We start from the raw sequence: 12075 nt of genomic DNA, 5'->3' as shown, positions 1-12075 counted from the left end.
CGCGCTGACGTGCGCGAACCCGGACGGGAAGCGGGAATCGGGGGCGCCTGCCCGCGACGACGGGGGCGGCGGATGTGCGGCGGTGCTGGGACTGTCAGCCCGTCGGACAGATGGCGCTGGACATGCGGCCGAGGTCGACGTGTCGCCGACTCACCAAGGCAATTCCAGCTCGAGACATGGCAGAAGCGTGGCATGAGCATCTCGCGGCAGTCCACCGATATCCACAGTTCGGACAAAGGTGTCCCGATCCGCGAGACAGTGTGGTGTCGGTCACGGGACCGCGGGGTCCCGGGCGGGGCTCACGTTCCCGCTCCCGGCCAGGGCCCCGGGGCGGGAACGGCCGGTTCGTCCTCAGTCCTGGTGTCGAAGAGGCGGAAGCCTCGCCGCCGGTAGTTCGCGAGCGCGTGCGGGCCGTCCTTGCTGCAGGTGTGCAGCCACACCCGCCGGGTGGGCCCCCGCTCCGGCCAGCGCTCCGCCAGGTCCCAGGCGCGCGCGGTGCCGTACGACAGCAGGTGCCCGCCGATGCGCCGGCCGCGGAAGGCGGCGATCAGGCCGAAATAGGTGATCTCCACCGTCCCCCCGGGCTGCGGTTCCAGTTCGACGTACCCGGCCGGGGTCCCGCGGTCGTACGCCACCCACGTCTCCACGCCGGGCCGCTCCAGGAACTCCCGCCACCGCGCGTACGTCCACCCCAGCCGGTCCGTCCAGGCGACGTCCCCGCCGACGGCGGTGTAGAGGAAGCGGCTGAACTCCGGGCTGCGGACCTCCGATCGGACGATCCGGATGCCGGACTCGCCATCCGGGATGTGGGCGGGGGAGAGGTCGGACGGGGAGGTCTGCTCCAGCGACCAGGTGGTGACGGCGGTGGTGGCGCTCATGCCGGGCAGTGAAGCACGCCGCCGGCGGCGCATACCAGAATGCCCACATGCCCACACCCATGCCCGTGACCGGAAGCCGAACCGGCCCCGCCGCCCCCGTCACCGTGCTCGGCGAGTGCGTCGCCGACGCCTTCACCGTCCCGCCGCCGGGCGGCGGGACGCGGCCGTCCGCCCCCTCGATCGGGCTGGAGGTCCTGCCCGGGGGCGGACCCGCCAACACCGCCGTGACCCTCGCCCGGCTCGGCACCCCCACCCGCTTCCTGGGCAGGCTGTCCCGGGACGTCTTCGGCCGACTCTTCCGCGAGCACCTGGCCGCCTCCGGCGTGGACCTCGGCGCCGCGGTCGAGGCGGCCGAGCCCGGCACCCTGGCCGTCGCCGACATCGACGCCGCCGGCCGCGCCGAGTACTCCTTCCACGCCGAGGGCACCGCCGACTGGCAGTGGACGGACGGCGAGCTGGAACGGGCCGCGTCCGGCCCCGTGGCCTGCCTGCACACCGGATCGCTGGCACTGGTGCGGTCGCCGGGCGGGGAGGCGGTGGAGCGGCTGCTGGAGAGGACGCGCGGGCGGGCCACCGTCTCGGTCGATCCCAACGTCCGGCCGCCGCTGGTGGAACCGGTCGTCTACCGCGAGCGGCTGCCGCGCTGGTGCGCCGCGGCCGACATCCTGCGGCTGTCCGACGACGACCTCGGCCACCTTCTGCCCGGCGCCGGTGTGGAGGAGGCGGCCGGCGTACTCCACGGCCACGGCGCGACCCTGGTGGTCGTCACGCTCGGAGCGGCGGGTGCGTACGCCTCGCTGGATGGCGCGGGCGGCGCGGAGCGCGTACGGCTGAGGGTGCCCGCCCCTCCCACCGACGTGGTGGACACCGTCGGCGCGGGCGACGCCTTCACGGGCGGCTTCCTCCACCACCTCCACACCGCCGGGGCCCTCGGCGGGCGCCTGGACGGGCTGACCGCGGACGTCCTGGAGCAGGCCCTCACCACCGGCGCGGCCGTCGCCGCCGCCACCTGTGCGGTCCGGGGCGCCGACCCGCCCCGGGCACACCGGATGGACCCTCGTACGCGCAGGTGAGCGCCCTACCGGCCGGTACCGGGACCTTCGGCCCGCGCCCCCCGCCGGGGCGGGACCTTCGGCGGCGGGGCGGGGCCCCTTCGGCGACTGCGCCGGGGGCCCGGGGCGGCGTGCAATGGAGTCACCGAGGCCCCCACCCAGAGGTGATCCCCATGGCAGAAGCCACCGCACGCCCCGCAGCCCGCCCCGCCGGCCGTCCTGCCGGCCGCCCCGCCGCGCCGGCGGACGCCGGGCGCACCGGGAGCGGCGAGCACGCCGAGACCGTCCGGCACGCCGTCGACACCCTGGTCGCGCACGCCGTCAAGTCCCTTGAGGAGTACGCCTCCTTCACCCAGGAGCAGGTCGACCACATCGTGCGGAAGGCCTCCCTGGCGGCCCTGGCGAACCACTGCGAACTGGCCGATCGGGCCGTCGCCGAGACCGGCCGGGGCGTGTTCGAGGACAAGGCGATGAAGAACCTCTTCGCCTGCGAGCACGTCACCCACTCGATGCAGGGGCTGAAGACGGTCGGCGTCGTCCGCCGCGACGAACTGAACGGGATCACCGAGATCGCCGAGCCCGTCGGCGTGGTGTGCGCCATGACCCCGGTGACCAACCCCACCTCCACCACGATCTTCAAGGCGCTGATCGCGCTCAAGACACGCAACCCGATCGTCTTCGCCTTCCACCCCTCGGCCCAGCGGTGCAGCGCCGAGGCGGCCCGGATCGTACGGGAGGCGGCCGTGGCCGCGGGCGCCCCCGAACACTGCGTGCAGTGGATCGAGGAGCCGTCGATGGAGGCCACCCGACTGCTGATGAACCACCCGGACGTCTCCACCATCCTGGCCACCGGCGGCAACGCCATGGTCCGGGCCGCCTACTCGTGCGGCAAGCCGGCCCTCGGCGTCGGCGCGGGCAACGTCCCCGCCTACGTCCACCGCACCGCCGACGTCCCCCGCGCGGTGCACGACATCGTCCTGTCCAAGGCCTTCGACAACGGCATGATCTGCGCCTCCGAGCAGGCCGCCGTCCTGGACGCCGAGGTCTACGAGCGGGCCGTCGCGGAGTTCCGCAAGCTCCACGCGCACCTGGCCACCCCCGAGGAGAAGGAGAAGCTGGAGAAGTTCCTCTTCGGGACCACCGCCCGCGGCGCGAACTGCGCCGAGGCCAGACTCAACGCCGACGCCGTCGGCCGGCCGCCGCACTGGATCGCCGAGCAGGCGGGCTTCACCGTCCCCGAGGACACCTCCGTCATCCTCGCCGAGATCACAGGTGTCGGCCCCGCCGAGCCGCTCAGCCGCGAGAAGCTCTCCCCGGTGCTGGCCCTGCTGCGCGCCCAGACCACCGAGCAGGGCATCGAACTGGCCGCGCGGATGGTCGAGTTCGACGGCCTGGGCCACAGCGCGGTGATCCACGCCGACGACGAGGCGCTGACCGAGGAGTTCGGCCGCCGCGTCAAGGCCGTGCGCATCATCGCCAACGCGCCCTCCAGCCTCGGCGGCATCGGCGACGTCTACAACTCCTTCCTGCCCTCGATGACCCTGGGCTGCGGCTCCTACGGCCACAACTCCGTCTCCGGCAACGTCACCGCCGTCGACCTGCTCAACATCAAGCGCATCGGGCGGCGCAACACCAACATGCAGTGGTTCAAGGTCCCGCCGAAGATCTACTTCGAGCGCCACTCCCTGCGCTACCTCGGCGACATGCGCGGCATGCGGCGCGTCACCGTCGTCACCGACCGCACCATGGACCGCCTCGGCTACCTCACCCGCGTCAAGGACATCCTGCGCTCCCGCCGCGAGCCGGTGAACCTCCAGATCATCGACGACATCGAGCCCAACCCGGAGCTGGCCACCGTCGAACGCGGCGCCGCGAAGATGCGCGAGTTCGAGCCCGACACCATCGTCGCCCTCGGCGGCGGCTCGCCCATCGACGCCGCCAAGGTCATGTGGCTGATGTACGAGCACCCCGAGATCGCCTTCGCCGACACCAAGGAGAAGTTCTCCGACATCCGCAAGCGCGCCTTCACCTTCCCCCCGCTGGGGGAGAGGGCGAAGCTGATCGCGGTGCCGACCACCTCCGGCACCGGCGCCGAGGTCACCCCCTTCGCCGTCATCTCCGACCCGGCCGCCGCCCGCAAGTACCCGCTGGCCGACTACGCCCTCACCCCCGACGTCGCCATCGTCGACCCGGTCCTGACCGCCACCCTGCCGCCCGCCGTCACCGCCGACTCCGGCTTCGACGCCCTCACCCACGCCACCGAGGCGTACGTGTCCGTCTACGCCAACGACTACACCGACGGGCTGTGCCTGCAGGCCATCCGGCTGATCTTCGAGAACCTGGAACGCTGCGTCACCCACGGCCCCGAGGCCCCCAGGGCCCGCGAGCGGATGCACAACGCCTCCACCATCGCCGGCATGGCCTTCGCCAACGCCTTCCTCGGCCTGGTGCACGCAATGTCCCACACCCTCGGCAACACCTTCCACATCACCCACGGCCGGACCAACGCGCTGCTGCTGCCGCACGTCATCCGCCACAACGGCCGCATCCCCACCAAGCTGACCGGCTGGCCCAAGTACGAGACCTACCGGGCCCATGAGCGCTTCCAGGAGATCGCCGGGATGCTCGGCCTGCCGGCCGCCACCCCCGAGGAGGGCGTGGAGTCCTACGCCCGCGCCGTGGAGGAACTGCGCGCCCGCTGCGGCGTCCCGGCCTCCTTCAAGGAGGCGGGCGTGGACGAGGGGGAGTTCCTCGCCGCCCTGCCCGAGCAGGCCCGCAACGCCTACGCCGACCAGTGCGCCCCCGCCAACCCCCGGATGCCGATGCTCGACGAGATGCAGGCGCTGATGCGCCAGGCCTACTACGGCCACGCCGCCAAGGCATGAGCACAGCCGCCCGACCGCCCCGTACGGGAGAACCCCAAGGGAGACCAGCCATGACCACCATTCCGCAGCCGCAGACCCCCCACTCGCCGGACCGCACCGGCACCGGCGACTGGCAGGGCTTCAAGGGCGGCCTGTGGCGGGACGCGGTCGACGTCCGCGACTTCGTCCAGCACAACTACACCCCCTACGAGGGCGACGGCTCCTTCCTCACCGGCCCCACCCGCCGTACCACCGCGGTGTGGAACAAGCTGCTGGCGATGTTCCCCGCCGAGCGCGAGCGCGGTGTGCACGACGTGGACACCGCCACCCCCTCCGCCATCACCGCCTTCGGCCCCGGCTACGTTGACGAGGACCTCGACCTGATCGTCGGCCTGCAGACCGACGCCCCCCTCAAGCGGGCGATCATGCCGGCCGGCGGCTGGCGGATGGTCGAGGCGGCCCTGAAGGCCTACGGCCACGAGCCCGACCCGTGGGTGAAGAAGATCTTCACCACCTACCGCAAGACCCACAACGACGGCGTCTTCGACGCCTACACCCCCGAGATCCGGGCCTGCCGCTCGGCCGGCATCATCACCGGTCTGCCCGATGCCTACGGCCGCGGCCGCATCATCGGCGACTACCGCCGCGTCGCCCTGTACGGCGTGGACCGGCTGATCGCCGACAAGCAGGCCGACCGCGCGCTGCTGGACGACCGCCGGCCCACCGAGGACGTCATCCGCGACCGCGAGGAGAACGCCGAGCAGATCCGGGCGCTGCGCGAACTGAAGGAGATGGCCGCCTCCTACGGCTACGACGTCTCCCGCCCGGCCGCCACCGGCCGCGAGGCCGTCCAGTGGCTGTACTTCGCCTACCTGGCCGCCGTGAAGGAGCAGAACGGCGCGGCCATGTCCATCGGCCGCATCGACGCCTTCCTCGACGTCTACCTCCAGCGCGACATCGAGCGCGGGCTGCTGACCGAGAGCGGGGCCCAGGAGCTGATCGACGACTTCGTGATCAAGCTCCGCATCGTCCGCTTCCTGCGCACCCCCGAGTACAACGAGCTCTACTCCGGCGACCCCACCTGGGTGACCTGGTCGCTGGCCGGGATCGGCGAGGACGGCCGCCCGCTGGTCACCCGCACAGCCTTCCGCGCCCTGCAGACCCTGTACAACCTCGGCCCCGCGCCGGAGCCCAACCTGACGGTCTTCTGGTCGCAGTCGCTGCCGGAGGGCTTCAAGGAGTTCGCGGCGAGGACCGCTGTGGACACCAGCGCCCTGCAGTTCGAGTCCGACGAGCTGATGCGCCCCAAGTACGGCGACGACACCGCCATCGCCTGCTGCGTCTCCGCGATGGCCACGGGGAAGCAGATGCAGTTCTTCGGGGCGCGCGTCAACGTCGCCAAGGCCCTGCTCTACGCGATCAACGGCGGCCGCGACGAGATCACCGGCGAGCAGGTCGTGCGCGGGTTCCGCCCGGTCGAGGGCGAGTACCTGGACTACGCCACCGTCGCCGAGCGCTACGACGCGATGCTGGAGTGGCTGGCCAGGACCTACGTCCACGCCCTCAACATCATTCACTACATGCACGACAGGTACGCCTACGAGCGGCTGGAGATGGCCCTGCACGACCGCGAGGTGCTGCGCACCATGGCCTGCGGCATCGCCGGGCTGTCGGTCGCCGCCGACTCGCTCTCGGCGATCGAGCACGCACGGGTGCGGGTGATCCGCGACGCCACCGGGCTGGCCGTCGACTACGAGGTCGAGGGCGACTACCCGGCCTACGGCAACAACGACGACCGGGCCGACGGGATCGCCCGCGGGCTGGTGCACGGCTTCATGGAGAAGGTGCGCCGCCACCCCACCTACCGGGGCGCCGTCCACACCCAGTCGGTGCTCACCATCACCTCCAACGTCGTCTACGGCAAGAAGACCGGCAACACCCCCGACGGCCGCCGCGCCGGCACCCCCTTCGCCCCCGGCGCCAACCCGATGAACGGCCGCGACCGCCACGGCTACATCGCCTCGGCCCTGTCGGTGGCCAAGCTGGACTACGACGACGCCGAGGACGGCATCTCGCTGACCAACACCATCACCCCCGACGCCCTGGGCCGCACCCCGGCCGAGCGCGCCGGGAACCTCGCCGGGGTGCTGGACGGCTACACCGCCGCCGGGGGCTTCCACATGAACGTCAACGTCCTGGACCACAGGACGCTGGTGGACGCCATGGAGCACCCGGAGAAGTACCCGCAGCTCACCATCCGCGTCAGCGGCTACGCGGTGAACTTCGTCAAGCTCACCCGCGAGCAGCAGCTCGACGTCATCGCCCGCACCTTCCACGGAGTGCTGTGATGGACCGCCTGATGCACAGGGCGGCCGCCCCGGCGGGGGCCGCCACCCCCGCCGGGGCGGCCACCCGCCGCCCGGTCACCGGATCGGTGCACTCCTGGGACCTGTCCACCGGCGTGGACGGCCCCGGCACCCGCTTCACCGCCTTCCTCGCCGGCTGCCCGCTGGCCTGCCTGTACTGCCACAACCCCGACACCTGGCGGCTGCGCGACGGCCGCCGCACCACCGCGGACGAGCTCGTCGCCGAGGCGGCGAAGTACACCGCCTTCATCCGGGCGGCGGGCGGCGGTGCCACCCTCAGCGGCGGCGAGCCGCTGCTCCAGCCGGTCTTCACCGGAGAGCTGCTGCACCGCTTCAAGCACGAGCTGGGCCTGCACACCTCCCTGGACACCTCCGGCTTCCTCGGCGCCCGCGCCTCCGACGCCCTGCTGGCCGACACCGATCTGGTGCTGCTGGACATCAAGTCCTGGGAGCCGGGGCTGTACCGGAAGGTCACCGGGGGCCGCGGCGAGATCGCCCCCACAGCGGCCTTCGCCCGCCGCCTGGCGCTGCTGGGCAACGAGGTGTGGGTGCGGTTCGTGCTGGTCCCCGGTCTGACCGACGGGCCCGACAACATCGAGGGCGTCGCCGCCTTCGCGGCCTGTCTCGGCAACGTCTCCCGCGTCGACGTGCTGCCCTTCCACAAGCTGGGCGCCGCCAAGTGGGAGGCCGTCGGCCGGACCTTCCCCCTGGCCGGCACCCCCGTGCCCACCCCGGAGCAGGTGGCCGCCGCCCGCGGGGTCTTCGCCGACCACGGCCTGTACGCGGTGTGATCCCCGGCCCGGCGCGTACCCGTGTCCGTACCGGTCCGCCCGTGCCGGCCCGCGTGCCCGCCCCGGTGTGCGAACCGGTGTGCGAGCCGCGCGGTCCGCGGGGAAACCGGCAGGCCACCCGGCGGGCCGTACCGCGGGCCACGGTGTGAGCCGCGATCACCGGGCCGGATACGTTATGGGCGTGCAACCGGCCCCCTCACCCCCGAAACGGTCCTCGAACCCGCTGCGCAGGGCGCGCGCCCTGTACCGCAACGTCCCCAAGCGGAAGCTCGCCTGGCTGCTGCTGAAGGACACCGTCAACTCCGCGATGGAGTACCGGATCCTGGGGCTGGCCGCCGAGGCGGCCTTCTTCACCCTGCTGTCGCTGCCGCCGCTGCTGCTGGGTCTGATCGGGCTGCTCGGTTACCTCGACGCCTGGATCGGCACCGACACCATCGACAGCGTCCGTGCCAACATCCTGAACGCCTCCGCCACCGTCCTGTCCGACCGGGGCGTCAGCCAGATCGCCGAACCGCTGATCGACGACGTGATCGAGGGCGGGCGGCCAGACGTGATCTCCGTGGGCTTCGCGCTGGCGCTGTGGTCCGGCTCGCGCACGATGAACGTCTTCATAGACACCATCACCGTCATGTACGGCCTCGACGGCCACCGGGGCATCGTCGCCACCCGGCTGCTGGCCTTCGGGCTGTACCTGGTCGCGCTGCCGCTGGGCGCGGTCGCCCTGCCGCTGCTGATCGTCGGGCCGGACGCGGTGGTCGGCTGGGTGCCGCAACTGGAGCTGCTGGTCGAAGCCTTCTACTGGCCGGTGGTGGTGGTCGTCTCCATCGCCTTCCTCACCACGCTCTACCACGTCTCGGTACCGGTCCGATCCCCCTGGGTGGAGGACGTCCCCGGCGCGCTGGTCGCCCTGCTGATGTGGATCACGGGCAGCTTCCTGCTGCGCCTGTACCTCACGCGCACGGTGGACGGGCCGACACTGTACGGGTCGCTGGCCGCGCCCGTGGCCGTACTGCTGTGGATCGGCGTCTCGGCCTTCGCGGTCCTGGTGGGCGCGGCCGTCAACGCCGCCATCGACCACGTGTGGCCCTCGGTCACCACCGCCGCCGCCCGCCGCGCCAGCGAACGGGCCCGCGAGCAGGCCGCCGCCGAGGTCGTCGCCGCGGCGGCGGCGCGGCGCGCGATGCGGGGGGCCGAGGGCGGCGACGGGGACGAGGGGGACGCCGGGGAAGCGCCCGAACCGCCCGCGGAGTTCCCCGAGCGCTGGACGAAGTTCCTGCCGCCGTCCGACATACGCTCCCGGCTGCGCTCCCGCCACCGCGACGGCTGACGGCGGGCCGCGGGGCCTCACGGCCCCCGGCCCGCCGTCAGCCGTCGGTCGCCGGGTCGGGTCACCCCCTCTAGTGCGCGCGGCTGCCCTTGCCGCCCCTCCTGCCGATGGCCAGCAGGGCCAGTCCGAGGAGGAAGACGATTCCTCCGGTGATCACGTTGGTGAGGATCGTCCTGGCGGTGTCCACGTTGCCGGCCACCAGCCAGGGGGACACCACCGTCCAGGCACCGATCGCGCACACGGCCATGCTCAGGCCGTAGGCGCGCTCGAACGCCACCGCGAGCGCCAGTCCGATCACCGCGACGGCGATGCCGGTGACGAAGTTGTTGACGGTCAGCGAGTTGAACTGGCTGAACCCCACGATCCATGGAGACGCCAGCAGGAAGACGCCGGCCAGCACGGTCAGCGCCTCCATCCCCTGCGCCGTCGGCGACGCCGAGGCTTCCGCATAGCGCGCACGCATCCCGATCAGATCAGGGTGTTCCTCGATGCGCGACGTGGGTGTGGCCATCTGAGCCACCTCCTATGAGACTTTCACCCTTATGCTCTAATTTTCCACCAAGTGGCAGGTTATGTCTTCCCGGGGAGCGCTTTTGCCTCCGCGGCCCGTGAGGTTCCCCCGGACGGGTGAGGGCGCCGGGAAAACCGGTGGCGCGTGGGCCACCCGCCGTTCTAAGGTCGGCGGCGCGAGGGTCCGAGGGGCCCCGAGGGGTCCTGAGCCGCCCCGAGGGACACGGTCCCGAGGGAGCCGTCGACGATCCGGGAACAGGAGGTGGGACCCATGGCCGCCGTCACCGCCGCCGCGGGCGCAGCCCGCGGCAACGAGTCCGTCCGTTCCACCTCCGCGGCCTCCGGCTGACCACATCCGGCCCGCCCTCCGGGCCGCCGCTCCGGGGCCGCCCTTCCCGAAGGGTCATACGCGTTGAGCCCTCTCGACGTACCCGAACAACCCGAACACTCCGCACACCCGCTCGCCCGCTACGGCTGGGACGGGCACACCGCACAGGCCTTCGCCCCGTACGGGCGCCGGGGCCTGACCCCCGCCCGCGTGGTCCGCGTGGACCGCGGGCGGTGCGACGCCGTCACCGCCGACGGCCCCGTACGGGCCGACACCGCGCCCGTCACCTCCCCGGATCCGCTGCTCACCGTCTGCACCGGCGACTGGGCCGCGCTCGAACCGGGCGGACGCCGGACGCCGTGGACGGTCCGGGCCCTGCTGCCCCGCCGTACCGCCTTCGTACGGTCCACCTCCTCCAAGCGCTCCGAGGGACAGGTGCTGGCCGCCAACGTCGACCACGCGGTCGTCGCCGTCTCGCTGGCCGTCCCGCTCGATCCCGGCAGGCTGGAGCGCTTCCTCGCCCTGGCCTGGGAGAGCGGAGCCCGGCCGCTGGTGGCCCTCACCAAGGCCGATCTGGCCCCGGACGCCGTCCACGCCGCCGCCGCCGACGCCGAGGCCGCGGCGCCCGGCGTGACGGTGCTGCCCGTCAGCGCGGTCGCCGGTGAGGGGACGGACGTGCTCGCCGCCGTGCTCGGCGGCGGCACCGCCGTGGTGCTCGGGCAGTCCGGCGCGGGCAAGTCCACCCTGGTCAACGCGCTGGTCGGGCAGGAGGTGCTGGCCGTGCGCGAGACCCGCGCGAGCGACGGCAAGGGCCGGCACACCACGACCACCCGCGAACTGTTCGCGCTGCCCGGCGGCGGGGTCGTCATCGACACCCCGGGGCTGCGCGGCGCCGGGCTGTGGGATGCCGAGGAGGGCGTCGGCCGGGCCTTCTCGGACGTCGAGGAGCTGGCGCGCGCCTGCCGCTTCCACGACTGCGCGCACACCACCGAGCCGGGCTGCGCCGTTCTCGCCGCCGTCGGCGACGGCACCCTGCCGCCGCGCCGGCTGGACAGTTACCGCAAGCTGCTGCGCGAGAACCAGTACCTCGCGGCCCGCACCGACGCCCGGCTGCGGGCGGAGCTGCGGCGCGACTGGAGGCAGAAGCAGGCGTGGGGCCGCCACATGGCGGAGCGCAAACGCGGCCCGCGCCGCTGACCTGCGGGGCCGGGCGGGGGCGGCGGCCGGTTGCTACCGTCGCCCCGTGCCCACCCGGAACGACACCCCCGCCCACCCGTTCGGCCCCCGGCAGTTCCAGCTCGTCCTGCTGCGCAGGATGGCCGACTTCCAGCCGGATCTGGTGCTCGACGCGCTGCGCGCGCTGGACGCCGACCGGGCCGAGATGCGCGAGGCCAACCGCCGCTGGCAGGCCGTCGGCCGCTCGCCGCGCTCCCGGGGCGCGGCGGGCCGGTACCGCTCGGTGCTCGGCGAACCGGAGACGGACGAGCCGCGCCGCGTCGGCGACCTGGACTGCCGGGCGCTGCGCTGGCCGGTGCCGCTCTGGCCGGACCTGCGCCTGGAGGTGCTGACCGCGCCGGGCGGCGCGGTGTGGAACGAGTGGCTGGTGCGCGCTCCGGGGGCGCCCGGCCCGAAGCCGCGCACGGTGGAGGACCTGCTGCCGTGGACGTGCACGGTGGACGAGGTCGCCCGTGCCTTCGCGCCCGCCCGCCCGATGGAGGGCTCGGCGCCCTCCCGGTGGCGGCTGGCCTTCACCGCCCCGGACCGTGCGGGGAAGCGGCACGAGGTGGTCGCGGAGTTCACCTGGGGACTGCTCCAGCGGCTCCCGGAACGCTGACGCCCGCCGTGCCCGGCACCCGGACGCCGCGCGCGGCCCCCGCCTCGGAGGCTCACGTCTCCCGGGCGGCTCCGAAAGGGCCGGGCAGCCCTCATCGCCGCGTCCGATTTCCGCCAGTGGCGGCC

General features: G+C 73.2%; 10 protein-coding genes. 7 read left to right on the top strand and 3 right to left on the bottom strand.

Annotated elements, in window-relative coordinates:
* Positions 1–94: 94 nt before the first annotated feature.
* Both ACGRHY_RS04805 and ACGRHY_RS04800 read right to left on the bottom strand, forming a co-directional pair.
* Positions 95–178 (bottom strand): putative leader peptide, encoded by an 84-nt coding sequence (locus ACGRHY_RS04805; RefSeq protein ID WP_369126574.1) that lies wholly within the window; start codon positions 176–178, stop codon positions 95–97.
* Between the two features lie 121 nt (positions 179–299).
* The gene (locus tag ACGRHY_RS04800) at positions 300–878 is read right to left on the bottom strand and encodes a GNAT family N-acetyltransferase (RefSeq protein WP_394634141.1); all 579 of its coding nucleotides are present in this window, start codon (positions 876–878) and stop codon (positions 300–302) included.
* 59 nt (positions 879–937) lie between these two features.
* Here ACGRHY_RS04800 and ACGRHY_RS04795 point away from each other — a divergent pair, with 59 nt between their 5' ends.
* The 5 genes from ACGRHY_RS04795 to ACGRHY_RS04775 all read left to right on the top strand — a co-directional run bounded on the left by ACGRHY_RS04795 (position 938) and on the right by ACGRHY_RS04775 (position 9278).
* Complete coding sequence (locus ACGRHY_RS04795; RefSeq protein ID WP_394637926.1) at positions 938–1951, top strand: carbohydrate kinase family protein; 1014 nt, start codon at positions 938–940, stop codon at positions 1949–1951.
* Between the two features lie 152 nt (positions 1952–2103).
* The gene (gene adhE, locus ACGRHY_RS04790; protein ID WP_394634140.1) at positions 2104–4815 is read left to right on the top strand and encodes a bifunctional acetaldehyde-CoA/alcohol dehydrogenase; all 2712 of its coding nucleotides are present in this window, start codon (positions 2104–2106) and stop codon (positions 4813–4815) included.
* 50 nt (positions 4816–4865) lie between these two features.
* Complete coding sequence (gene pflB, locus ACGRHY_RS04785; protein WP_394634139.1) at positions 4866–7142, top strand: formate C-acetyltransferase; 2277 nt, start codon at positions 4866–4868, stop codon at positions 7140–7142.
* A complete protein-coding gene (gene pflA / locus ACGRHY_RS04780) occupies positions 7142–7951 on the top strand; it encodes a pyruvate formate-lyase-activating protein (protein WP_394634138.1) in 810 nt (269 codons plus the stop codon). Before pflB ends, pflA begins: the two co-directional genes overlap by 1 nt.
* Positions 7952–8132: 181 nt before the next feature.
* Positions 8133–9278: a YihY/virulence factor BrkB family protein gene (locus tag ACGRHY_RS04775; protein WP_394634137.1), complete on the top strand. Its 1146-nt coding sequence runs from the start codon at positions 8133–8135 to the stop codon at positions 9276–9278.
* Between the two features lie 70 nt (positions 9279–9348).
* Here the strand turns inward: ACGRHY_RS04775 and ACGRHY_RS04770 are convergent, their stop codons facing one another.
* Positions 9349–9789, bottom strand: coding sequence for an SPW repeat protein (locus tag ACGRHY_RS04770; protein WP_394634136.1), 441 nt, complete (start codon positions 9787–9789; stop codon positions 9349–9351).
* A gap of 411 nt (positions 9790–10200) precedes the next feature.
* Here ACGRHY_RS04770 and rsgA point away from each other — a divergent pair, with 411 nt between their 5' ends.
* Together rsgA and ACGRHY_RS04760 are read left to right on the top strand one after the other, a co-directional pair.
* The gene (rsgA, locus tag ACGRHY_RS04765; protein ID WP_394634135.1) at positions 10201–11313 is read left to right on the top strand and encodes a ribosome small subunit-dependent GTPase A; all 1113 of its coding nucleotides are present in this window, start codon (positions 10201–10203) and stop codon (positions 11311–11313) included.
* A 118-nt stretch (positions 11314–11431) separates the two neighbouring features.
* On the top strand, positions 11432–11950 hold the full coding sequence (locus tag ACGRHY_RS04760) for a hypothetical protein (RefSeq protein WP_394637925.1): 519 nt from the start codon (positions 11432–11434) through the stop codon (positions 11948–11950).
* Positions 11951–12075 lie beyond the last annotated feature (125 nt).

The sequence above is a fragment of the Streptomyces shinuiensis genome, assembly GCF_043660855.1.
GTDB lineage: Bacteria > Actinomycetota > Actinomycetes > Streptomycetales > Streptomycetaceae > Streptomyces.
This window is presented reverse-complemented; position numbering and strand designations above follow the sequence as displayed.